The sequence below is a fragment of the Aliarcobacter vitoriensis genome (assembly GCF_003316695.1).
GTDB classification, from domain to species: Bacteria; Campylobacterota; Campylobacteria; order Campylobacterales; family Arcobacteraceae; genus Aliarcobacter; species Aliarcobacter vitoriensis.
On record NZ_PDKB01000002.1, the window covers coordinates 1 to 22,848 of the forward strand.

The 22,848-nt window shown below is 26.0% G+C and carries 23 protein-coding genes; 12 read left to right on the forward strand and 11 right to left on the reverse strand.

Translation table 11 applies throughout. The features are described 5' to 3' along the window. Window positions 1–166 precede the first annotated feature (166 nt). Window positions 167–790 (forward strand): hypothetical protein, encoded by a 624-nt coding sequence (locus tag CRU91_RS00960; RefSeq protein ID WP_113892503.1) that lies wholly within the window; start codon window positions 167–169, stop codon window positions 788–790. Here the strand turns inward: CRU91_RS00960 and CRU91_RS00965 are convergent. Next, a complete protein-coding gene (locus CRU91_RS00965) occupies window positions 787–1,128 on the reverse strand; it encodes a winged helix-turn-helix transcriptional regulator (RefSeq protein WP_113892505.1) in 342 nt (113 codons plus the stop codon). The two genes, CRU91_RS00960 and CRU91_RS00965, sit on opposite strands and share 4 nt — an antisense overlap. Window positions 1,129–1,251: 123 nt before the next feature. On the opposite strand from CRU91_RS00965, the gene CRU91_RS00970 reads away from it, so the two are divergent. Beyond that, entirely contained in the window at window positions 1,252–1,782 is a 531-nt protein-coding gene (locus CRU91_RS00970; RefSeq protein WP_113892507.1) for an NAD(P)H-dependent oxidoreductase, read from the forward strand. 36 nt (window positions 1,783–1,818) lie between these two features. On the opposite strand, the gene CRU91_RS00975 is transcribed toward CRU91_RS00970, so the two are convergent. Beyond that, window positions 1,819–2,634: an alpha/beta fold hydrolase gene (locus tag CRU91_RS00975; protein ID WP_113892508.1), complete on the reverse strand. Its 816-nt coding sequence runs from the start codon at window positions 2,632–2,634 to the stop codon at window positions 1,819–1,821. An 89-nt stretch (window positions 2,635–2,723) separates the two neighbouring features. On the opposite strand from CRU91_RS00975, the gene CRU91_RS00980 reads away from it, so the two are divergent. Together CRU91_RS00980 and CRU91_RS00985 are read left to right on the forward strand one after the other, a co-directional pair. After that, a complete protein-coding gene (locus CRU91_RS00980; RefSeq protein WP_113892509.1) occupies window positions 2,724–3,302 on the forward strand; it encodes a TetR/AcrR family transcriptional regulator in 579 nt (192 codons plus the stop codon). A gap of 49 nt (window positions 3,303–3,351) precedes the next feature. After that, entirely contained in the window at window positions 3,352–5,553 is a 2,202-nt protein-coding gene (locus tag CRU91_RS00985) for an endonuclease MutS2 (RefSeq protein WP_113892510.1), read from the forward strand. Here the strand turns inward: CRU91_RS00985 and CRU91_RS00990 are convergent. From CRU91_RS00990 to CRU91_RS01000, 3 genes are all read right to left on the reverse strand, one after another. Continuing rightward, the gene (locus CRU91_RS00990; RefSeq protein ID WP_113892511.1) at window positions 5,540–6,841 is read right to left on the reverse strand and encodes a hemolysin family protein; all 1,302 of its coding nucleotides are present in this window, start codon (window positions 6,839–6,841) and stop codon (window positions 5,540–5,542) included. The genes CRU91_RS00985 and CRU91_RS00990 overlap by 14 nt on opposite strands. Window positions 6,842–6,938: 97 nt before the next feature. After that, a complete protein-coding gene (locus CRU91_RS00995) occupies window positions 6,939–9,821 on the reverse strand; it encodes a DUF748 domain-containing protein (RefSeq protein ID WP_113892512.1) in 2,883 nt (960 codons plus the stop codon). Next, entirely contained in the window at window positions 9,818–10,606 is a 789-nt protein-coding gene (locus tag CRU91_RS01000) for an ABC transporter ATP-binding protein (RefSeq protein WP_113892513.1), read from the reverse strand. Before CRU91_RS01000 ends, CRU91_RS00995 begins: the two co-directional genes overlap by 4 nt. A 145-nt stretch (window positions 10,607–10,751) precedes the next feature. Between CRU91_RS01000 and CRU91_RS01005 the strand changes: the two genes are divergently transcribed. Then, entirely contained in the window at window positions 10,752–11,732 is a 981-nt protein-coding gene (locus tag CRU91_RS01005) for a diaminopimelate dehydrogenase (RefSeq protein ID WP_113892514.1), read from the forward strand. Window positions 11,733–11,765: 33 nt separating this feature from the next. Here the strand turns inward: CRU91_RS01005 and CRU91_RS01010 are convergent, their stop codons facing one another. From CRU91_RS01010 to argF, 3 genes are all read right to left on the reverse strand, one after another. Beyond that, entirely contained in the window at window positions 11,766–12,788 is a 1,023-nt protein-coding gene (locus tag CRU91_RS01010) for a hypothetical protein (RefSeq protein ID WP_113892515.1), read from the reverse strand. A gap of 159 nt (window positions 12,789–12,947) precedes the next feature. After that, window positions 12,948–14,315, reverse strand: a complete 1,368-nt coding sequence (hemN, locus tag CRU91_RS01015) for an oxygen-independent coproporphyrinogen III oxidase (protein ID WP_113892516.1) — start codon at window positions 14,313–14,315, stop codon at window positions 12,948–12,950. 4 nt (window positions 14,316–14,319) lie between these two features. Then, window positions 14,320–15,249 carry an ornithine carbamoyltransferase gene (argF, locus tag CRU91_RS01020; protein ID WP_113892517.1) on the reverse strand — a complete coding sequence of 310 codons (930 nt, stop codon included), beginning with the start codon at window positions 15,247–15,249 and terminating at the stop codon, window positions 14,320–14,322. Window positions 15,250–15,428: 179 nt separating this feature from the next. Between argF and CRU91_RS01025 the strand changes: the two genes are divergently transcribed. From CRU91_RS01025 to CRU91_RS01035, 3 genes are read left to right on the forward strand one after another with little or no spacing between them, the layout of a single operon-like run. After that, on the forward strand, window positions 15,429–17,546 hold the full coding sequence (locus tag CRU91_RS01025) for a ribonucleoside triphosphate reductase (protein WP_113892518.1): 2,118 nt from the start codon (window positions 15,429–15,431) through the stop codon (window positions 17,544–17,546). Continuing rightward, window positions 17,524–17,688, forward strand: coding sequence for an anaerobic ribonucleoside-triphosphate reductase (gene nrdD / locus CRU91_RS12445; protein ID WP_113892519.1), 165 nt, complete (start codon window positions 17,524–17,526; stop codon window positions 17,686–17,688). Before CRU91_RS01025 ends, nrdD begins: the two co-directional genes overlap by 23 nt. Beyond that, the gene (locus CRU91_RS01035) at window positions 17,639–18,343 is read left to right on the forward strand and encodes an anaerobic ribonucleoside-triphosphate reductase activating protein (RefSeq protein ID WP_235826915.1); all 705 of its coding nucleotides are present in this window, start codon (window positions 17,639–17,641) and stop codon (window positions 18,341–18,343) included. The genes nrdD and CRU91_RS01035 overlap by 50 nt, the downstream gene beginning before the upstream one ends. Here the strand turns inward: CRU91_RS01035 and CRU91_RS01040 are convergent. The 3 genes from CRU91_RS01040 to hemB are packed head-to-tail and all read right to left on the reverse strand — an operon-like array spanning window position 18,320 to window position 21,039. Then, window positions 18,320–18,985 (reverse strand): response regulator transcription factor, encoded by a 666-nt coding sequence (locus CRU91_RS01040; protein ID WP_113892520.1) that lies wholly within the window; start codon window positions 18,983–18,985, stop codon window positions 18,320–18,322. The two genes, CRU91_RS01035 and CRU91_RS01040, sit on opposite strands and share 24 nt — an antisense overlap. Before the next feature lie 4 nt (window positions 18,986–18,989). Further along, window positions 18,990–20,063 carry a PAS domain-containing sensor histidine kinase gene (locus tag CRU91_RS01045; protein ID WP_113892521.1) on the reverse strand — a complete coding sequence of 358 codons (1,074 nt, stop codon included), beginning with the start codon at window positions 20,061–20,063 and terminating at the stop codon, window positions 18,990–18,992. A 1-nt stretch (window position 20,064) separates the two neighbouring features. Continuing rightward, window positions 20,065–21,039, reverse strand: a complete 975-nt coding sequence (gene hemB, locus CRU91_RS01050) for a porphobilinogen synthase (RefSeq protein WP_113892522.1) — start codon at window positions 21,037–21,039, stop codon at window positions 20,065–20,067. Window positions 21,040–21,099: 60 nt separating this feature from the next. Here hemB and ribA point away from each other — a divergent pair, with 60 nt between their 5' ends. From ribA to CRU91_RS01070, 4 genes are read left to right on the forward strand one after another with little or no spacing between them, the layout of a single operon-like run. Next, window positions 21,100–21,675 (forward strand): GTP cyclohydrolase II, encoded by a 576-nt coding sequence (ribA, locus tag CRU91_RS01055; RefSeq protein WP_113892523.1) that lies wholly within the window; start codon window positions 21,100–21,102, stop codon window positions 21,673–21,675. Then, window positions 21,672–22,253: a 16S rRNA (guanine(527)-N(7))-methyltransferase RsmG gene (rsmG, locus tag CRU91_RS01060; RefSeq protein WP_113892524.1), complete on the forward strand. Its 582-nt coding sequence runs from the start codon at window positions 21,672–21,674 to the stop codon at window positions 22,251–22,253. Before ribA ends, rsmG begins: the two co-directional genes overlap by 4 nt. A 2-nt stretch (window positions 22,254–22,255) precedes the next feature. Continuing rightward, entirely contained in the window at window positions 22,256–22,471 is a 216-nt protein-coding gene (locus CRU91_RS01065; RefSeq protein WP_113892525.1) for a PP0621 family protein, read from the forward strand. A gap of 4 nt (window positions 22,472–22,475) precedes the next feature. Next, entirely contained in the window at window positions 22,476–22,847 is a 372-nt protein-coding gene (locus CRU91_RS01070; protein WP_113892526.1) for a hypothetical protein, read from the forward strand. The last annotated feature ends 1 nt before the right edge of the window (window position 22,848 follow it).

The following is a 22,848-nucleotide window of genomic DNA, read 5'->3' on the forward strand; positions in this document are numbered from 1 at the left end:
GGTTTTTTTGTATTTTCAGATTTTTTAACATCAATTTAGATTAGGAGCTAAAGTTAAAAAATTGTCCTTTCTTTTACCTTGGAACTCATACCTAAGTTTATATATCATAATAAGTTAATTTAATAGTTATTTTTGCTAAAATAAATTTAGAATAAAAGGAAAAATGATGAATACAAAAAAACTAAAAGAGCTTGAAGATAACTTTTTTGAGTATTATCCAAAAGGCTTTGAAGATGATAAACTTTTAGCTATTATCAAAAGATTTAATTCTACAAAATTTCATCAAGAGACAAAAGAACTTTTTAAAAAAGAAAACTTTTCTCAACCAGAACTTATTTGTGATAATTTTGCAAAGATTATCTCTAAATCACCACTAATTTCTCTATTTGAAAAGCCAAAAGTAAGAGATATGATAAAGTCAATGAATATTTATGAAAAAGATATGTTTTGTATTGCTTTAGATGAACTTCTTTATGGAAACTTTAAAGATGGATTTGATGATATGATTGAGATATTAACTCAAAAGAATCTAGCAAAATGGTCTATAATAACTCTTATTCCATACTATTTTACTATAAACAAAGAATTTTTTATCAAACCAACAACTACAAAAAATGTAATAAAATATTTTGAAATAGAAAATTTAGTATATAAACCAAAACCAGCTTTTGAATTTTATAGTTCATATAAAAAAGTTTTAAATGAGATGAAAAAGCAAGTTTCAAAAAAACTAACATCTGATAATGCAGGATTTACAGGATTTTTAAGAATGGGAATGGAAGAGGGTTAGTATATTTTTGCTCCCATTTCTTTTGCATATTTTTCTCCCCATTTACTCATTATTTCAAATACTTCGAGTAATCTTTCACCATGAATTGTTAAAGAGTATTCTACTTTTGGAGGAACTTCTGGGAAAACTACTCTATGCACAAGTGAAACTTCTTCTAGTGCTTTTAATTTTCTACTTAAAGTTCTTTGTGAAATATCAGGCATCTTTTGAGTTAATTCACTAACTCTTAGTGGTTTTGTAGCTAAATTCCAAAGTATTAAAAATTTCCATTTATCATCGACTAAGTCCATTGGAATTTTACTTGGGCATTCGTACTCTTTTCCATTTAGTTCAATCATTGTAATCCTTTTTTGAAGTATAACTAAAAAAGCATAACAATACAAATTAGACATAAAAGTCTATACTTGACAAAAATGTCATAAATGGATAATATTTTACAAATCAAAAAAAAGGTAATAAAAATGAAAAAAGTTTTAATCAATGTAGTTCATCCAAATTTGGATACTGAATCAAGAGTAAATAAAGCTTTAGTTGAATTTGCAAGTAAAGAGTCAAATGTAACAGTAAATAATCTTTATAAAAAATATCCAGATTTTAAAATAGATGCAAAAAAAGAGCAAGAGTTATTACTTGAAAATGACATTATAATCTTCCAATTTCCAATGTATTGGCTAAGTTCACCAGCACTTTTAAAAGAGTGGTTAGATGTAGTTTTAGAGTATAACTTTGCTTTTGGTGAAAACTATAAATTAGAAAATAAAACTTTAGCAGTAGCTACAAGTGTAGGAAGTGGAACAGCTCAATACAATTCAAATGGAAGTAACAAATTCACAGTTGAAGAGTTTTTAAACTCATTTGAAGCAACAGCAAATTATGTAAAAATGGACTATAAAAATCCGTTTATTACTTATGAAACTTTTGTAATAAGTGATGAAAAATTACAAGAAACAGCAAAAGAATATGTATCTTATATAAAAGATTTAACAAAATAATTGACAAAGAGTATTATCTCTTTGTCAATAAAACTTCTATAAAAAATCTAATATTGTTTTAATTAGCTCTTCAGGTTGTTCTTCTGGTATATAGTGTCCACAATTTTCTATAACTTTAGTTGTAACTTGATTTGAGATTTTTTGCATAGCAATTCCAACTTGCTCTTTTAAGGCAAATTCTCCGCCAATAGCTAAGATTTTTATATCAAGTTTTGAAGTTAAAACTCTATTTTGTTTAGCACTTTCTTGAAAATATCGATAGTATTCAAAGCCATTTTTCATTTTATCTTTATATGCTAAATAGTAGTTTTGTATATCTTCTTCCTTTATTGCATTTTTTATATAAGATTTTTTATTAAAATACCAAGAAATATACTCTTTTTCTCTATCTTTTACTAAAAATTCAGGTATTTCTTCAACACTATGAAAGAAAAATTGCCAGATTTTATTTGTATTTTCCAAACAAAAAAGTTCATCTGATATAAGTCCAGGAATTCCTGCATCTATAATAGTCAAACTTTTTAAATTTTCTTTAAAATATATACAATAAGTCGTTGCAACCCAAGCTCCAATATCATGTCCAACTAAATGAAATTCTTTTATTTTAAGTTTTTTTATAAATTCGTTTAAAATTGTAGCTATATTTTTTGTATCATAACTTTTTGCAATACTGCTATTTCCAAGTCCTGGTAAATCCAAAGTTATAATTCTAAATTTTTTAGATAAGACAGGAGTTATTTTTCTCCACATATAAGAAGTTTGTGGCCAACCATGAAGTAAAACTATAGTTTCACCTTGTCCTTCTATACTATATGAAATATTTATCTCATCGATATTTATACTTTTTTGCATATTATCTCCTAATTATTTGACCTTTTGGTCAAATAAAATTCTAATAAAATTTGACTAAGAAGTCAAGTTAAAAAATGTTACAATAAAAAATGGAAAAAAATACAAGAAAAGATTTAATAAATTGCACTTTTGATGAAATCTACACAAAAGGTTATCAAGGTGCTTCTTTAACAGATATTTTAAAAAATGCAAAAGTACATAAAGGTTCTATGTATCACTTTTTTGAAAATAAAAAAGAGATGGCAATAGCTTCAATAAAAGAGAAGATTTATGAAAAGTTTGTGCAAAGATATTCTTTAATCTTAGAATTAGAAAAAGATTATTTAGAAGCTTTTATAAAAAGTTTAAAAGATACTTCTTCGAGAGATTTTGAAAAAGGTTGTCCAATAGCAAATATTATTCAAGAGATGTCAAATATTGACGAAGATTTTAAAGTTTTGATGAAAGAGATTTATGAAGCTTTAAAAAGCAATATAAAAAATATTTTGGATAAAGCAGTTGAAAAAGATGAAATTAAAGAGTGTGATACGAAAAAACTTAGTTTATATATAGCTTCAACATTAGAAGGTGCTATTTTATCTGCAAAAGCTAGTGGAAATGTAGAAGATTATCTTGATGTAATAGATATCTTATCTTCTTATTTATTATCTTTTAAAAAGAGTTTCTAAAACTCCTTTTTCATAAAATTATCAAGCCCTTTTAGATACAATCGCACTTATGGAAAATTTAATTAAAAAACTAGACTTAAGTGACTATATAACAAGCTTTTTAAAGCTTTTTGCTAGAGAAAAATCTATAATTTTAGAGGGTGATATAAATATTCACTATAAAATCATAAGTGAACTATCAAAATATAATATAAATCAACCACTGAATGTAGAAAATCTTGATTCACAACTTATGCACATACAAAAACAAGGTGTTTTAAGAGTTTATGAAATATATGAATTTATAAAAATAATCAACTATTTTTTATATTTAAAGAAATTCAATTTTGAAGGAAAGCTTCTTGAGATGATTGATAAAATCATCATTCCAGCTGATATCTTAAAAATTTGTGAATATTTTGATGATAAAGCAAACCTAAAAGATGGAATAGATGAAGATTATGACAATATTAAACAAGCACTTTATAAAAATAAAGAAGAGATAAAACAAAGCCTTTATAAGATTATAAACTCTTCTAAAATAAAACCATATTTGGTTGATATGCAAGTACATTTTATCAATAGTGAAGAGTGCTTATTAGTTCGTGGTGGATTTAATCACGTTTTAAGTGGAAGTGTAATTGATAGATCAAATGCTGGATTTTTTTATGTAATTCCTCATAGTGTTAGTGATTTAAAACAAAAGCAAAGTGATTTAAAAAATAAACAAGAAGAGATTTTATTTAAACTTTGTAAAGAAATATCTCATATTTTTGAAAAAAATCTACTATTTTTGAAGTTTATAAACAAAGAATTTGACAAATTCGACCATTATCAAGCTAGGATATTTTTTTCAAAAATTGGAGATAAAAACTTTATATTACCTTCTAAAAATGCTGAAAATAGACTTGTAGATTTTTGTCATCCAGCTTTAAGTAATCCAAAACCAATAACGATTGATTTTTCAAAAAGTGTTATTATGATAACTGGAGTTAATGCTGGTGGAAAAACTATGATGTTAAAATCAATTTTAAGCTCAATTTTTCTATCAAAATATCTTCTGCCATACAATGCACATAAAAGTACAGTAGTAAGCAATTTTAAATCTATAAATGCAGTTTTAGATGATCCTCAAAGTGTAAAAAATGACATTTCAACTTTTGCTGGAAGAATGGTAGAGTTTTCTAAACTTTTTGAAGTTAAAAATGCAATAGTTGGAGTTGATGAGATAGAACTCGGAACTGATTCAGATGAAGCTGCAAGTTTATTTAAAGTAATAATTGAAGATTTAATCAAAAATGATATAAAAATCATCATCACAACTCACCATAAAAGACTAGCAGCACTTATGGCTTCAAATCCAGATGTTGAATTGATAGCTGCTTTATATGATGAAGAAAATCAAAGACCAACTTATGATTTTTTACAAGGAACTATTGGAAAATCTTACGCATTTGAAACAGCTTTAAGATATAAAATACCACTAGGAGTTGTAAAAAGAGCAAAAGAAGTTTATGGAGAAGATAAAGATAGATTAAATGAATTGATTGAACGAAGTAGTGATTTAGAACGAGAATATAAGCAAAAAATAGAGAAACTTGATATAGAAATAGCTAATATGCAAAGAATCTCGAATAATTTAAAAGATCAAAAAGAACAACTTGATGAGCATATTTATAGTGAAAAATCAAAACTTCATAAAGAGTATAAAGATGCAAGAGATGAAGCTAAAAAAGCTATTAAAGCTAAAATGGTAAAAGAGTCTCATCAACACTTAAATATTTCTCACAAAATGGCAAAAGAGATACAAGTTGAGAAAGTTCAAGAAGAAATAGAGTTTAAAGTAGGGGATAGAGTAAAATATCGAAATACAAAAGGAGTTATTGTTTCAATCAAAGGAAATAAGGCTTTTATTGAAAATGATATGGGTATAAAGGTTCAAGTAATGATAGTAGACTTAAGTAGAAGTGGAAATCCACCACCAAAAATTCCTTCAAAAAAAGCTGTTGTAACTATACAAAAATCAGAAACTGGAAGTATAAAACTAGATTTACATGGACAAAGAGCTGATGAAGCTATTGAAAATCTTGACAAATTTCTAAGTGATGCTCTTTTAGCTGGATTTGAAGAAGTATTAGTTTATCACGGAATTGGAACTGGAAAACTTGCATTTGCAGTAAAAGAGTTTTTAAAGAAACATCCAAGAGTAAAGAGTTTTGAAGATGCCCATCCAAGTAGTGGAGGATTTGGAGCTAAAGTTATAAAACTTTAGACTCTTCCTCTGGTATTATTTTTGTACATAAAAGCTTTTTGATACGATTGTTCTCTATTTCTAATATTTTATAAGTACAATAAGTATCTTCAATAACTTCTCCAACAATAGGTAATCTTCCTACAATATTTATAATTCTTCCACCAATAGTTACAGAAATTTCTGTTTCATCAAAGCTAATATCTAAAATCTCTTCAACTTTTTCTATGTTTACCATTCCATCAAATTCGTAAATATTTTCATCTATTTTTTTAATAGTTTCTTGTTTTGGATCATGTTCATCTGTTGTTTCTCCGATAAGTTCTTCTAAAATATCATCCATAGTTATAAGTCCAGAAGTTCCACCGTATTCATCAATAACTAAAGCTAAATGAATTCTACTTTTATTCATTCTTGTTAAAATGTTTGAAATAGAAGTATTTTCTGGAACCATTATAATAGGTCTTACAAATTTTGAAAAATCAACAGTTTTTCCTTCTAAAGAGTTGTTTAATAAATCTCTAGTATGAATCATTCCTGTTATATTGTCTTTTCCACCATGACAATATGGATATCTTGTATGTCTTGTTGAAGTTAATCTTTGAATATTCTCTTCGATACTTTTTTCAGAATTAATACAAATCATATCTTTTCTTGGAGTCATAATCTCTTTTGCAACTGTTTCAGAAAAATCGACTGCATTTTTGATGATTTCACTCTCAATAGAATCAATATGTCCACCTTTAAAACTTTCATTTACAATAATTCTAAGTTCTTCTTCAGAGTGAGATAACTCATGCTCTGTTGCAGGTCTAACACCAAGCATTCTAAGAATAGATGCTGCAACTATATCAAAGAAACGAATTAATGGATAGAATACTAACCAAAAGATATATAAAGGACGAGCTATATATAGTGCCATAACTTCAGCTTTTGCAATAGCAATAGATTTTGGAACAATCTCTCCAAAAACAACGTGTAAAAATGTAACAATAGCAAAAGCAATTACAAAACTAATAGTATGTAATAAAACTGGATTATTTGCCAAAAATGTAACATTTGATTCTATAAGTCTAGCAAGAGCGGGTTCTCCTATCCAACCTAAAGCAAGAGAAGAAAAAGTAATTCCAAGTTGAGTAGCACTTAGATAAGTATCAAGAGAGTTAGACATTTTCAGTGCCAAAGGTGCACCTCTTCTGCCTTGTTTAACAAATTCTTCTAATTTTGTTTTTCTAACTTTTACAATAGCAAACTCAGAAAGAACGAAAAAACCATTTAAAAACACTAAAAATAGTGCAACAATCAACATCAATACGGACTGTATATCGGGATCCAAAAAAATTCCTTTTTAATAAAATTATAATTTAACTAGAAATATAAGCTATAAAAACTTAATATAAGCTTCATTACTTTATTTTTTCAATATTTAAATCAATATTTTGATTTGATTTTTTTATATTAGAGTCAATAATAACTTGTTTTTCATTTATTGATTTATCTTTTACTAAATACTCTTTTATATTTTCAACTCTTTTTTTACCAACACTCTCTTTTTCTTTTTTTTCATTAAAAGTTGCAGATATTTTTATTGCAAATTCATCTTTTTCTTTTAAAATAATAGCTATTTTGTCTAAAGTTTCTTGTTGAATTGGAGTTATTTCACTTTCATTTAATTCAAAATTTACACTTTTTATCTCTTCTTCACTAAAATTAAATAACGAACCAATAAGAGAAAATGGTGATGTAACAGCTTTTGTCATAAGATTTAAAAATGCTTTCCATACAATAGAACCAATTGAAAACTGAGGATCATCAACATTTCCTGAAACAGGAAGATTTATATCTATTGTATTTGAAGAATCTTCTAAAAGAGCAATAGCTAAATCAAGTGGTAAGCTTATAGCATCAGGGCTTTCAATTTTCTCTCCTAATACTATCTTTTTAATAAGGATATTATTTTTTGCTTTTAAATTTGATTGCGTAATATTGTAATTTAAATCTAGCTCTAGTTTTCCATCTTTTATCTCACGACCTACAAATTTTGCTGTATAGGGTGTAAAACTTTTCATAGCTATATTTTTAAATTTCATATTAACATCTGTTAAAATCTTAATATTATTTGGATTTACAACTCCAGTTATTGTTGCAATTCCATATTCATCAACAACACCTTTTACTTCAAGATTTGAAGTACTATTTGCTTTATTTTTTACTTCTGAAACTGTTCCATTTAGTTTTGAAATTGTTGTTTTAAATGGAATTGGTAAATTTTTATCTTCAAAATCAAAAGTCATATTTTTAATATCAACTGGACCTAAAACAAATCTAAAAGGTTTTTTATTTTCTAAATTAGTACCTTTATCATCTTCTTTATTTTGTTCAATTTTTGTTTGAGTTGTTTTAGGTAAAATTATAGATATATGAGGATTTTGTAAAGCTGTTTTTTCTATTTTAAAAAATGTATTTTTACTAATAATCTTTTTTAAATTTAAGTCTATATTTTTTGCTTCAATTTTGAGATTTGATTCTAAATTATTCATTTTAATATTTGGATCTTTATATTGCATTTCACCAATTACTAAAGTATCTTTTTTATAGTTCAAATTTGATAATTTTAAATTTGAATTATTTGTATCTATTTGAATATTACTTGATGCATCAAATAAATTTATATCTGTTTTTGATAATTCACTATTTTTTAAAGATATATTTTGATTTTTATCAAATAAAAAGCTATTAGTTTTTAAATTTATATTTTTTGAACTCACTGATAATTTTGAGTTTAGTTCTTGAAAATTAAAGTTAGTAGTTTTTAAATGTGCATTATCAAATGAAATATCATCAAAAATATTTAATTTTGATAAATTTAAATCAATATTTTTAGAAGTCAATTTTATTTTTGAGTTATTTTCATTGAACTCGAAACCATCTTTTAAAACAGCTATATTTCCTATATTTGTTTTACTATTTTCCACTTTTATATTAGTTACTTTTAGATTTGTTTTATTTGAACTTACATCAAATTTGTTTGTATTGTCTTGATATTTTGCATTTGATGTTAATAAATTTGCACTATCTAAAAGTACCAAACTATCAACAATATTAAGTTTATTGGCATTTAAATTTATATTTTTTACTGATAGATTGGTATTGTTTATATTATCTGTAAAACTATAATTTCCATTATTTAAAGATATGTTTGAAATATTCACAATCCATGGTTGTATATTTTCATCTATGTTTGTTTCATTTGTAGTATTAGAACTATTTACTAAATTTGCAAAATTTATTCCATTTTTATCCAAATTCATTTTTGCTGTTAAATCTTTTATGAAAATATCATATAAATTTATTGTTTGAGCATTTAAATCAAAATATACTTTTTTAATATCAAGATTGTTTAAAGAAGCAATATCTTTATTGTTTTGATGAAGTTTTACATTACTTATATCCAATAAATCACTACTTAATTGCATATTAAAGCCATTTTTTAATTCTATATTGTAGTTTAAAATAAGATTTAAATTTGCTTCTTTATTTAGTTCAAAATTAAAAATAGTTTTATCAAAATCTAAAATCTCTTTTATTTTTAAATCTTTTATATTTATTTGTCCATAAGCTTCAAAAGGGTCTAATTTTAATCCCCCACCAATTTTAATAAAGCTATTCTCATTTAAAATAAATTCTAAATTATTTGATGAAAGAGAGTTTTTATATGTTCCCAAATCATAAATTGTATAGTTGATATCTTTTAAATTTAATGCATATTTTTGCTCATCAACTAAGCTTTTATAGTCAATATATGCATTCTTTAAAACAATTTTTGAAATTAGATATTGTATTGAAGAACTTTCTTCTTCTACTTTTGTAACTTCTTCAATCTCTTCATTTTTTAACTCTTTATCTTGATTCTTTAATAATTGTAAAATATTAAAGATACCTTTTTCTTTTTCTACAATATTTGCATAAATACCATCAAGAGAAACATTCTTTATACTTAAATATCTTTTTTCAATCGATTTAAATGGTGCAAATTGTAAAGAAAAGTTATCAAAAGATACTACATATTCATCTATTTCTTCATCAACTAATGCAAAATTATTTACTTCTATATATAAAGTTAGGGGATTAAAATATATCTTTTCTATTTTAGTTTTAGTTGTTAGAATTTCATCTAAATTTTTTATAATTTCTTTTTTAGCTATATAAGGAACTAGAAAAAAACCAGCAAGAGTATAAATCACTATAAGTGATATAAATGTATATAAAATAATTTTTAAAGTTTTCATAAAATCTCCTCTATAAAATATCTTTCATTTTTCTCTTTTATCGTAAGATTTGTATCAAAGATTTTACTTAAGTTTTCACTTGTTAATATATCTTCTTTGTTTCCTATTTTATAAATTGTATTATTATATATTAAAGCAACCTTTTTTATCTCTTCAAAAATCTCTTCAAGATGATGAGTTACTAAAATAATAGTTGAATTTTTAGATAACTTTTTAAGCATTTTTATAAAATTCATTTGAGCTTTTATATCAAGTCCAACTGTTGGTTCATCTAAAATAAATGCTTTTGGATTGTGTATTAAAGCACGTCCTACTATACATTTTCTTAATTGTCCTGTACTCATAGCAGATACTTTTTTATATCTTAAATCTTCAATTTCTAGAAATTCCATAACATCTTTTGCTTTTTTAATTTGTTCATTCGTAAAATCTTGATGAGTAAAAATACCAATTGAACTATAATGCCCACTTAGTACAACTTCAAAACCACTCAAATATCCAGCTTCCTTTTCAAAATGGTTATGTAAGTCATTTGTAATAACTCCTAATTCTTCTCTTAATTCAAATATAGAATATCTACTTTTCCCAAATATCTCTTTTTTAAACTCTTTTGTGTGTCTTGGATGTATTTGTGATTGTATTAACTTCATCAAAGTTGATTTACCACTTCCATTTGAGCCTAATATTGCAAAATGTTCTTTTTCTTTAATTTTTAAGTTTAAATCTTTTAAAATAATTTTTTCATCATATCCAACATCTATATTTTCAAACTCTATTATATACATTTTGTATCCTTATTTAGGGGCTTGTCTATTTTATAATAAATAAACTAACTATTTAATTAAGCATTTTAATAGTACAATATTGCCGAAATTTTTTTGTTTGATCTACATACAAAAAAACTTACTACTTACAAAAGGAGCGTTTAGCATGAATAATCAGATTAAAGTTGCAATTGTTGGATATGGTAATTTAGGAAGAGGTGTTGAGCTTTCTGTTTTAAAAAATCCTGATATGAGTTTAGTAGCGGTTTTTTCAAGAAGAGACCCTAAAAGTGTAACTACTATAAACACTCCTGTATATTCTTTAGATAATATTTTAGAATTTAAAGAAAAGATAGATGTTTTAATTTTATGTGGTGGTTCAAAAGATGATTTACCTATACAAGGTCCAAAATATGCGGAGCATTTTAATGTAGTTGATAGCTATGATAATCATGCGGAAATTCCAGCATACTTTGCAAGTGTTGATAAATCTTGCCAAAAAAATAAAACAATAGGAATGATTTCTATTGGTTGGGATCCTGGAATGTTCTCAATAAATAGAATTTATGGAGAAGCACTTTTACCAGATGGTGATACATATACATTTTGGGGTAAAGGATTAAGCCAAGGACATTCTGATGCAATTAGAAGAGTTGAAGGTGTAAAAAATGGAGTTCAATATACAATTCCATCAACAGAAGCTATTGATAAAGTAAGAAGTGGAAGCAGACCAAGTTTAACTACAAAACAAAAACATACAAGAGAGTGTTTTATTGTATTAAAAGATGGAGCTGATTCTAAAAAAATTGAAAATGAAATCAAAACTATGCCAAATTACTTTGAACCTTATGATACAACTGTAAACTTCATAAGCCAAGATGAGTTTGATAAAAACCACAATACTATGCCACATGGTGGATTTGTAATAAGAAGTGGTAAATCAAGTGATGGAGTAAATCAAGTAATAGAGTATGCTTTAAAACTTGATAGTAATCCAGAATTTACTGCTAGTGTACTTGTTGCTTATGCAAGAGCTACATTTAGAATGTCTAAAAAAGGTGAGTTTGGAGCAAAAACAGTATTTGATGTTGCCCCAGTACTTTTATCACCAAAATCTTCACAAGATTTAATAAAAGAACTTTTATAATCTTGTTTTAAACTAAGGCTTTTGCCTTAGATTTTATATTGCTATACCTTGAGCTTTTATATCTATTTTATTGTTTATTTCATCTAATCTAAACTCTTTTTGTTTTATTTGTACTTCAAGACTTGTAATATTTGTACTTTTTACCAAAATCGTGTTACTTAGGCTATCTAAAATATCTTCTTTAATTACGATTTGAGAAATTAAATCATTTAAATCATTATCTTTTTGTCTGATTTTATTTAAAATATCATTCAATATATGGTATTGTTCAGCCAATTTCAGACTTAAATCTTCTAACTCAATCTCTTTTGAAGCAACTTGTGTATTTATATCACATAAAGTTTGTGTTCTAATATTTATTTGATTATCTAAATTTTGTAAATCATCTTGTGAGCCCGAAATATTTTGATTAGAAATAACTTTATATATTTTTTGAGGAGCATAATCCATTTTTAAAATTTGAGCTACAAATTTAAGCCTTTCAACCATGTCTTTTTTTTGCATTCTTGCATTTCTTCCAAGTTTGAAATCAAACATTGAAAAAATAGCATGAGCATGAGGAGTCAATATTGTATGAAATTCATTTATATTTACTAATACATTAAAATCTTCTTCATTTTTGCTATTACTCAAATCATAAGTAATAAACCAATCATTTCCTTTTTTTATAATATTTTTATTAGGATAGTAGTTTTTACCATCTTTTTGGAAATAACCTTCATCTTTGTGAATTGTTAGATTTATTAGTTCATGTCCACCAAATTTTTGTTTTAATTCAAAAAATAGATCTATAATATCATCTTCTTTGTGATGTTCATCTATTGAGATAATTGCTTCTTGAAATAGATTTAAGATAGCACTTTGTTGCATATTTTGTTTGATAGTTTCTTTATACTTATTTTGAGATTTTATTAAAAAATCATCATATTTATAAAATTCTTTAAAATAGTTATTGCTACAATCTCCTACAATTGCACAACTAAAACCATTTAATCTTTGAGTATGAATATCTGTATTTTGTGTTAATCTTTCAACACTAAAAGACGCTTTTCCCATAATTATTCCTTGTCGTTTTTCTATGGTGCTAAATAGCACTATTTGTGTGAAATTATTTAACTCAAACTTTCTTAAAAGTTTGCTTAATTTTAAAAAAATAATTAGGATAAATCTTAATTTTAAGTGGATAAAGTAAAGATATAATCTTTACTTTATATTTTAGATAGTTTTAGAAAATCTTCTTTTCTCTTCTGGAATTTTATTTAAATATGCATCAAATGGCATACAAATATTTCTTATTAGCATAGAACCAGTTTGAGAAACTTCAATTTTTTCGTCATTTATATTTAAAAGTTCTGCATCTTCAAACTCTTTTAATGCAATTAAGGCATCCTTAAAATACCCTTTAAAGTTTATTTTGAACTCTTCTTCAACTCTTTGTATATTTAAAGAAAAATTACTCATAAGTTCCATAATTACAAACTGTCTTAATATATCATCATCTGAAAGTTTATAACCTTTGAATACTGGTAAATCGCCATTATCAATAGCATTTTCCCAAGGTTCTAACTCTTTAAAGTTTTGTGCATAATAATCAACCCCATTTCCAATAGAAGTTAGCCCAATTCCAATTAAATCAGCACCACCTTTAGTTGTATATCCTTGGAAGTTTCTGTGTAATTCACCTTTCTCAATAGCTTTAAATAGTTCATCTTCTGGTTTTGCAAAGTGATCCATCCCAACCATTTTATATCCATTTGATGTAAAAAAATCTATTGTATCTTTTAACATCTCCAGCTTAGTTTCAGGAGTTGGAAATGTTGTTTCATCAAATTTTCTCATAGTTTTCATAAGCCAAGGAACATGAGCATAATTAAACACTGCAAATCTATCTGTATTAAGTGTAATCATCTGTTCTAAAGTCTTTTTAAAACTATCTCTAGTTTGATATGGTAAACCATATATTAAGTCAGTATTTACTGAAGTTATACCAGCATCTCTTGCTATTTTTATAACATTTTGTGTTAGTTCAAAAGGCTGAATTCTATGTATAGTTTTTTGTACAGTCTCATCTAAATCTTGAACTCCAAAACTAAGCCGATTACAGCCACCATTTTTTAAAACATTCATATGTTCTACTGTAAAATATCTCGGATCAACTTCACAAGAAATCTCTGCATCATTACTAAAATTTGGGAAAACTTCTTTTATAGCAATAATAACCTCTTCTAGTTGTGAAGGTGAAAAGAATGTTGGAGTTCCTCCCCCAAAGTGCATTTGAGTAACAGTTCTTGAAGTATTTAGATGATTTTTTAAAATATTTAACTCTTTTTTTAAATATGTTATATATTTTTCTTTTTTATCTTCTTTTGAAGTAAATATTGTATTACATCCACAAAAATAACAGGCACTTCTACAAAAAGGCATATGAATATAAAGAGATAAAACTCTATCATCACTTTGATTTTTATAAAACTCTTTTAACTCTTCTTGCGTAAAATTTTCAGTAAACTCTGGAGCAGTTGGATATGAAGTATATCTTGGTCCTGGTTTTGAATATTTTACAAATTTTGCAAAATCTATCATTTAATTATTTCTCATCTCTTTTTCTATCTAACCAAACCATAACAGCTTTTTGTGCATGGAGTCTGTTTTCTGCCTCTTCAAAAATTCTGCTTTGATTTCCTTCAAGTACAGATGTACTCACTTCATACTCTCTATATGCTGGTAAACAATGTAAGAATATTGCATTTTCTTTTGCTAAATTCATCATTTTTTCATCAACCATATATCCAGCAAAATCTTTTACTCTTTTATCTTTTTCATCTTCTTGTCCCATTGAAATCCAAGTATCAGTTGTAACAACTGTTGAGCCTTTTACAGCATCATTTGGGTCAAATCCAATAGATATTTTTGCACCACTTTTTTTAGCTTCATTTAGAGCATTTTTTAAAACTTCACTATCAACTTGATAATCTTTTGGAGTTGCAATTCTTAGCTCAAACCCAAGTTTAGATGCGAGATTTAACCATGAATGAGCCATGTTATTACCATCTCCAATATAAGCAACAACTAAATCTTTATCTAAACCTTCTTCCATAATTGTAAGATAATCTGCAAGTAATTGAACAGGATGAAATTTATCAGTAAGCCCGTTTATAACTGGAACTTTAGAATATTTAGCAAACTCTTCAAGTTTTTCTTGTTCAAAAGTTCTAATCATAACCATATCAACCATTCTTGAAATAACTCTAGCTGTATCACTCATAGGTTCACCACGACCTAGTTGAATATCATTTGATGAAAGAAATAGTCCAATTCCACCTAGTTGATAAATACCAGTTTCAAAAGATACTCGTGTTCTTGTAGAACTTTTTTCAAATATCATTCCTAAAACTTTTTTAGGCATATAATCTTTAAATTCTCTTTTTTTTGTTTCATCTTTTATTTGTTGAGCTAAAGAAAGTATCTCTAAAATCTCATCTTTTGTGTAGTCAATTAAGCTTAAGAAGTGTCGCATAATGATTTCCTTATATTGATTGAAAGCAAACATTTTATTTAATTTATCTTTTATAAACACTTAAAAACAACATTGAATCAATTTTAAAAGTATCATAAAATGACACTTTTGTGACAAAAATAGTTATTTGCTATTAAGACTTTCTTACATAAACTTTCAAAGTTGAGAAAGGATAAAAAATGATAGATTATATTTTAAAAAGAGATGGAACAAAACAAAAGTTTGAAGTCTATAAAATCGAAGATGCAATAAAAAAAGCTTTTAAAAGTGTAAACATAAAATATGATAAAGAGGCTTTTTTTTCTGTGTTATTTCAAATAAAGTCAAAAAGTATCAAAGAAGTAGAAACTATACAAGATTTAATAGAAAAAGAGCTTTATAAAAGTGGATATTTCGATGTTATGAAGAGTTTTATACTATATAGACATCTTCATAAAATACAAAGAGAACAAATTTTAGGATTAAATGATGATACAACTTATGTAAATTCAACTCAAACAATACAAGAGTATATAAATGGAGAAGATTGGAGAATAAAAGCAAATTCAAACACAGGATACTCTCACGCAGGACTTATAAATAATAGTGCAGGGAAAATAATAGCAAACTATTGGCTTGATAAAATTTATACAAAAGAGCAAGGATATGCTCATAGAAATGCAGATATTCATATTCATGATTTGGATTGTTTGAGTGCTTATTGTGCAGGTTGGAGTTTAAGAGTACTTCTTGATGAAGGGTTCAATGAAGTTCGAGGAAGAGTTGAGAGTTTTGCTCCAAATCATTTTAGAGAAGCTTTAGGACAAATGGCAAATTTTTTAGGAATACTTCAAAGTGAATGGGCTGGAGCTCAAGCTTTTAGCTCTTTTGATACATATTTAGCACCTTATATTTTCAAAGATAAACTTGAATATAAAGAGATAAAAAAAGCTATAAGAAGTTTTATTTATAACTTAAATGTTCCAGCACGTTGGGGACAAAGTCCATTTACAAATATTACTATTGATTGGACTGTTCCAAGTGATTTAAAAGAACAAATCCCAACTCGTAATCAAAAACATCTTTTTTTAGATTTAAAAGATACAAACCTTTTAGAAGAAGCTAAAAATAGGGGAGTTAATAGCTTAGAAGAGCTTACTTATAAACATTTTCAAAAAGAGATGAATCAAATAAATAAAGCATATTATGAGATTATGACTGAAGGTGATAAAACAGGGCAACCTTTTACTTTTCCAATACCAACAGTAAATATAACTGAAGATTTTGATTGGGAAAGTGAAAATATAGATATTTTATTTGAAAATACAGCAAAAATAGGAAGTAGTTATTTTCAGAATTTTATAGGAAGTCAATATAAAAAAGATGAAAATGGAAATTTAGTAGCAAATTCTGAAGCTTATAAACCAGGACATGTAAGAAGTATGTGTTGTAGATTGCAACTTGATTTAAGAGAGCTTTTAAAACGTGGTGGAGGGCTATTTGGAAGTGCTGAGATGACAGGAAGTATAGGAGTTGTGACTATAAATATGGCAAGGCTTGGATATTTATATAAAAATGATGTTAAAGGTCTATACAGTAGAATTGAAGAGCTTATGGATTTAGCAAAGGATAGTTTAGAGAAGAAAAGAGTTTTTGTACAAGAGATGTATGATAGAGGTCTTTATCCTTATACAAAAAGGTATTTACCACATTTTAATAATCACTTTTCAACTATTGGTATAAATGGTATGAATGAGATGCTAAAAAACTTTTTTGAAGAAGAAAATGTAGATTTATCTTCTAAAAAAGGCATTGATTTCTCTTTAGAATTATTAGATTTTATGAGAGCAAAAATGGTTGAATATCAAGAACAAACTGGAAATTTATACAATCTTGAAGCAACTCCAGCAGAAGGAACAACTTATAGGTTTGCAAAAGAGGATAAAAAACGATACAAAGATATTATACAATCAGGGCTTGATAAAAATATTTATTACACAAACTCTTCTCAATTACCAGTAGATTTTACAGATGATCCATTTGAAGCTTTGGAGTTACAAGATGATTTACAGTGTAAATATACTGGAGGAACGGTTCTTCATTTATATATGAAAGAACAAATTTCGAATAGTGAAGCTTGTAAAAAATTGGTAAAAAATGTAATAACAAATTTTAGATTACCATATATCACGATAACACCGCTATTTTCAGTTTGCCCTAAACATGGTTATTTAACTGGAGAATATGAGTATTGTCCTAAATGTGATGATGAAATTATAAAAAAGGAGTTAGAGAATGGAAAAGATAAAATTGCTTGAAAAGAATATGGAAAAAAGAACAAAATGTATAGTATATACTAGAGTTATGGGTTATCATAGACCAGTTGAGAGTTTTAATATAGGAAAAAAAGGTGAACATAAACAAAGAGTTAAATTTACTGAACCAAAAAATTGTTTATGATTTTACAAGATTTACAACAACAGATTATGTAGGTGAAATATCCTGCATAGTTTGGCATATATCTTGTAATCTTAGATGTAACTATTGTTATAATGATAATATAGTTTTTGCTAAACAAGGTTTATATACTCACAATGATATTTTAGATTTTTTAAGTAAAAGAAAAACTCTTTTAACAGCTGTTGTACTATCTGGTGGCGAAGCTACTATGCATAATTTGGTATTTTTTTGCGAGAAAGTTAAAAAGCTAGGTTTTAAAATAAAACTTGACACAAATGGAACAAATTTAAAGGCAATAAAAAAGCTATTATCTAAAAATCTTATTGATTTTATAGCAATAGATTTTAAAGCTCCTAAAGATAAATTTAAGTTTATAACAAAAAAAGATAGCTATGATGATATGTTAAATACAATTAAATATCTTTTAAAAATAGATTTTCCTTTTGAACTTAGAACAACTGTAAATAGGAATTTTATTGATGAAAATGATATAAAAGAGATTATAAACACTATTTATTGTTTGGGATATCGTAATGTTTATTACATACAGAATTTCTTACAAACCTCATCAAACATTGGAAATATTACTCAAAACAAGCTATTAAATAAGGATTTAATAGATAATTCAAAATTAACTATCAAGTACAGAAATTAAATATCCTTGAGAAGATACATTTTCCACTAAATCTTTTGATGTTTTGACTCTTAATCTTTTTATAAAAGTTCTTACTCTTTCATTACTCACTTCATCTTCCCAAAGATTTTTTTTAATATCTTCTATTCTTACAAGGGAGTTTTTATTTTTGATTAAAATATATAAAAATTCTCTTTCTCTTTTTGTAAGATTAACTAAAATATCATCTTTGTATAAGCTTAAACTATTATTATGAAATACAAAACTATCTTTTAAAACTATTGATTTACTTTTTATGATTTTATTTGACAACTCTTTTAAGTATTCAATAAAGCTTTCAATATCAAATGGTTTTATAAAATATTTAGATATCCCCAAATCAATAGCTTTTAAAAGCATCTCTTTTTGACTATAAGCACTTAAAATTATGATAGGTATTGAGCTGTTTTGTTCTTGTATCTTTTTGCTCATTTCTAAGCCTGTTAATTTAGGCATCATAATATCGCTTATTATGATATCTGGTTTAAAACTTTTAAATTTCTTTAAGCCTTCTTCTCCATCTTTTGCAATACTTATTTTGAAAAATAGTTCTTTGATTGATGATTTTATGAGATTTGCTAGTTTTTGTTCATCTTCTACTATTAAAACTTTTAAATTTTTCATAAAATTAACCTAAAATTGGGAATTTAATAGTGAATTTTGAGCCATTAGGTATTTTTTCATAAAAGATATTACCATTAAAACTATTTTCTATTATTATTTTAGATATAAATAACCCAAGTCCCGTTCCACTACTTTGATGTTTTGTTGTAAAATATGGTTCATAAATTTGATTTTCTATCTCTTTTGTAATACCTAAAGCATTATCAATAATCTCTAAATATATAAATTCATTATCTTCAAAACTTTTAATATAAATCTCTTTTTGTGAGATTTGTTTTTCATTAAAAGCATCTTTTGAGTTTGAAATGAGATTTAATATAACTTGTACAAGTTCATTTCTTATACCAAGAATTTCTAAATCTTTTTTTATATCAAATTTGATAGTTATATTTTCATCTTCTACTATTCTTGATACTATTTTCAAGGCTTCATTTATTGCAAGATTTAATAAAAATTTACTCTTATGTTTTTGTGGGGAAAAAAAGTCTGTAAAATCTTCAATGGTATTTGACATATTTGAAATAAGGTTTTTACTACTATCATAAAGTTTTTCAAACTCTTTTTTATCTTCTTTTTCAAAAGCTTTTTTTAGATTATATAGGCTTAAATTTAGTTCAGTTAAAGGTTGTCTCCATTGATGAGCAATATTTGCCAACATCTGTCCTAAACTTGCCATTCTTGATTGTAAAAAGATGATTTTTTGTTTTTCTTCTACTTCTTGTTGCAACATCATTTCATTTGTAATATCATATCTTATTGCAATAAACTCAATAATATTTTCAAACTTGTCTAAAATAGGAATAATTGTAGTATTTAAGTATAAATCTTTTTTATTTTTTGATAGATTCTTTACTGTGGCTTTATATACTTTTTTTTCTAAAATTGTATTCCAAAGAGTTTGAAAATTTTCTTTTGGAGTATCAGGATGTCTTACTATATTGTGATTTTTACCTATAAGTTCATTTTTTGTAAAACCAAAAAGATTACAAAACTCATCATTTACAAATGTGATAATCCCATTTATATCAGTTTTTGAAACTATATTTGAGTTTTCTATGGCTTTTTGGTAGTTATTCATCTTACTTTTTATTTAATATCTCACAAACTTCTTTTGCATGATAACTTATTATGATATTTGCTCCAGCTCTTTTAAAAGCTATCATAGTTTCCATCATAACCCTTTCATAATCTATAAGCCCAGCAATTCCAGCATGTTTTAGCATAGCATATTCACCACTTACATTATAGACACAAAGTGGAAGTTTTGTCTCATTTCGTATATCTCTAACAATATCTAAAAAAGCAAGTGCTGGTTTAACCATAAGTATATCTGCACCTTCTTTTTCATCTTCAAGTGATTCATTAATAGCTTCTAATCTATTTGCAGGATTCATCTGATAAGTTCTTCTATCTCCAAAAGATGGAGTTGATTCAGCCACATCTCTAAATGGACCATAATATCCACTAGCAAATTTAGTAGAATATGCCATAATAGGTAAATCTTTAAAACCATTTTCATCTAAAGCATTTCTAAGTGTTGTGATAATTCCATCCATCATTCCACTTGGTGCTATCATATCTGCACCTGCACGTGCATGAACTAAAGCTTGTTGTGCAGATATTTCAAGTGTTTTATCATTGTGAACACTTTGTGTTTTTGGGTCAAGTATCCCACAATGTCCATGGTCTGTATATTCACAAAAACATAAATCTGTAACTATAAACATATTTGGAAATTTCTCTTTTATAGCTTTTATAGTTCTTGCAATGATACTTTCATCACACAAACATTCACTTCCTACAGAATCTTTTGTATCTGGAATGGCAAAAAGTATAATAGAGTTTAGTCCTATTTCTTGTAAATATTCGCACTCTTTTAAAATCTCATCAATACTCATTTGAAAAACTCCTGGCATTGAAGAAATTTCAGTTTTTATACCTTTTCCTTCTTTCACAAAAAGTGGATATATAAAATCATCTTTACTTAAAGTTGTTTCTTGAACTAAATTTCTTAAAGTTTCATTTAATCTTAATCTTCTAAATCGTTTAAACATAATATTTACCTCTTTTGGTTATAATCTTTGCGATTTTAACAGTTTAAGGTTTAAATACAAATGAATATAATTGAATCAAATATAGCAAATTTACCTACAAGATATGGAAAATTTAAAATAAAAGCATACAAAGATGGACATCAAGAACATTTAGCAATAATGAGTCAAGATTTTGAAAATTTAGAAGCTCCATATGTAAGAATTCACTCAGAGTGCCTTACAGGAGATACTTTGGGAAGTCTAAAATGTGACTGCCAAAGTCAATTAGACTTATCTTTAAAATTTATTGCAAAAAATGGTGGTTTGGTAATATACCATAGACAAGAAGGTCGAAATATAGGTTTAGTAAACAAAGTAAATGCTTATGCACTTCAAGATAATGGAAGAAATACTATTGAGGCAAATTTAGAACTTGGATTTGCTGAAGATGAGCGAGATTATCGAGTTGTTGGATATATTTTTGAGAACTTAAAAATCAAAAAACTAAAACTTATCACAAATAACCCTGAAAAACTAAAATATGTTGAGAGTTTGGGTGTTGAAATAGTTGAAAGAATACCAGCTATTATCAAATCAAACAAATATAATGAAGCTTATTTATCTACTAAAAAAGAGAAAATGGGACATTTAATTTGAGTTTAAAAAGTTTACTTGAAAGAAATAACTTAGATTTTGAAGATAGTTTTTATGAAGATTGCAAAATTTTTATAGAACTTTTACAAAAATGGGGGAAAGTGCACAATTTAAGTGGAAGATTAAGTGTTGAAGATATAAATGAAAATATTTTAGATTCACTCTATCCATTAAAATTTATAGAAAGTTTCTCAAGTTTTGCAGATATTGGAACGGGAGCAGGTTATCCAGGGCTTATTTTAGCTATTGCAAAAAAAGATATAAAAGCTTTTTTAGTAGAACCAAGAGTAAAAAGAGTAGCTTTTTTAAATTTTGTAAAGGCAAGTTTAGGTTTACAAAATCTTACTATTATTCAAAAAAGAGCTGAAGATGTAGAAGATATTAAAGTAGATTTAATCACAAGTAGAGCTGTAACAAATACAAAACTTTTATTGGAAATTACAGTAAATATGCAAAAATCTGATACCTCTTATCTTTTTTATAAGGGAAGTATGCTTGAAAGTGAACTAGAAATTGCGAAAATAAATAACTATCAAATTGTTTCAAGAAATGATAGAAATTACTTATATATAAAGGCTTAATTATGTTACTTAAAATTTTAGGACTGATAATTATTGGATTCTTGATTTATCTTATTTTTTTTAAAAAATCAAGAAAAAATGATATAAAAAAAGATGATAAATTAATCTCTGATGAAATGGTAGAGTGTCCAACTTGCAAAACTTTTATTTCTCAAAAAGAGGGGATTGTTAGTAGTGGAAAATTTTATTGTTCAAATGATTGTTTAAATAAAAGGTAAATATATGTTAATAATAGGTGATAGCTTAGTACCTTATGAAAAACCTTGTTTTATAAGTAGTCTTGAAGATATAAAAACTACAAAACCAAACTCTATTTTGCTATTTAATTATGATGAAAAAATAGCTAAATATTGTTATGAAAACTCTTTAAATTTTGCTGTGATTGTAGATAGTTTGAAAGAAGCAATATATGCAAATAGTTTAAATTCAAGATATATAATTTCTAAAATAAAATTAGCCAAAAAAATACAAAAAATAGCAGAGAATTATATGTTTGATTCTAAAAATTTAGCTATTATTTACTCAAACGATGAGTTAGAAAAAGTTGCTAAAAAAGAGATAGATGGCGTAATTTATAATAAATTACTATCTTAAA

Coding starts and splice junctions, on each gene's coding strand:
- CRU91_RS00960 (WP_113892503.1), top strand. CDS start 167: ATGAATACAAAAAAACTAAAAGAGCTTGAAGATAACTTTTTTGAGTAT.
- CRU91_RS00965 (WP_113892505.1), bottom strand. CDS start 1,128: ATGATTGAACTAAATGGAAAAGAGTACGAATGCCCAAGTAAAATTCCA.
- CRU91_RS00970 (WP_113892507.1), top strand. CDS start 1,252: ATGAAAAAAGTTTTAATCAATGTAGTTCATCCAAATTTGGATACTGAA.
- CRU91_RS00975 (WP_113892508.1), bottom strand. CDS start 2,634: ATGCAAAAAAGTATAAATATCGATGAGATAAATATTTCATATAGTATA.
- CRU91_RS00980 (WP_113892509.1), top strand. CDS start 2,724: ATGGAAAAAAATACAAGAAAAGATTTAATAAATTGCACTTTTGATGAA.
- CRU91_RS00985 (WP_113892510.1), top strand. CDS start 3,352: ATGGAAAATTTAATTAAAAAACTAGACTTAAGTGACTATATAACAAGC.
- CRU91_RS00990 (WP_113892511.1), bottom strand. CDS start 6,841: ATGTTGATTGTTGCACTATTTTTAGTGTTTTTAAATGGTTTTTTCGTT.
- CRU91_RS00995 (WP_113892512.1), bottom strand. CDS start 9,821: ATGAAAACTTTAAAAATTATTTTATATACATTTATATCACTTATAGTG.
- CRU91_RS01000 (WP_113892513.1), bottom strand. CDS start 10,606: ATGTATATAATAGAGTTTGAAAATATAGATGTTGGATATGATGAAAAA.
- CRU91_RS01005 (WP_113892514.1), top strand. CDS start 10,752: ATGAATAATCAGATTAAAGTTGCAATTGTTGGATATGGTAATTTAGGA.
- CRU91_RS01010 (WP_113892515.1), bottom strand. CDS start 12,788: ATGGGAAAAGCGTCTTTTAGTGTTGAAAGATTAACACAAAATACAGAT.
- hemN (WP_113892516.1), bottom strand. CDS start 14,315: ATGATAGATTTTGCAAAATTTGTAAAATATTCAAAACCAGGACCAAGA.
- argF (WP_113892517.1), bottom strand. CDS start 15,249: ATGCGACACTTCTTAAGCTTAATTGACTACACAAAAGATGAGATTTTA.
- CRU91_RS01025 (WP_113892518.1), top strand. CDS start 15,429: ATGATAGATTATATTTTAAAAAGAGATGGAACAAAACAAAAGTTTGAA.
- nrdD (WP_113892519.1), top strand. CDS start 17,524: ATGGAAAAGATAAAATTGCTTGAAAAGAATATGGAAAAAAGAACAAAA.
- CRU91_RS01040 (WP_113892520.1), bottom strand. CDS start 18,985: ATGAAAAATTTAAAAGTTTTAATAGTAGAAGATGAACAAAAACTAGCA.
- CRU91_RS01045 (WP_113892521.1), bottom strand. CDS start 20,063: ATGAATAACTACCAAAAAGCCATAGAAAACTCAAATATAGTTTCAAAA.
- hemB (WP_113892522.1), bottom strand. CDS start 21,039: ATGTTTAAACGATTTAGAAGATTAAGATTAAATGAAACTTTAAGAAAT.
- ribA (WP_113892523.1), top strand. CDS start 21,100: ATGAATATAATTGAATCAAATATAGCAAATTTACCTACAAGATATGGA.
- CRU91_RS01065 (WP_113892525.1), top strand. CDS start 22,256: ATGTTACTTAAAATTTTAGGACTGATAATTATTGGATTCTTGATTTAT.
- CRU91_RS01070 (WP_113892526.1), top strand. CDS start 22,476: ATGTTAATAATAGGTGATAGCTTAGTACCTTATGAAAAACCTTGTTTT.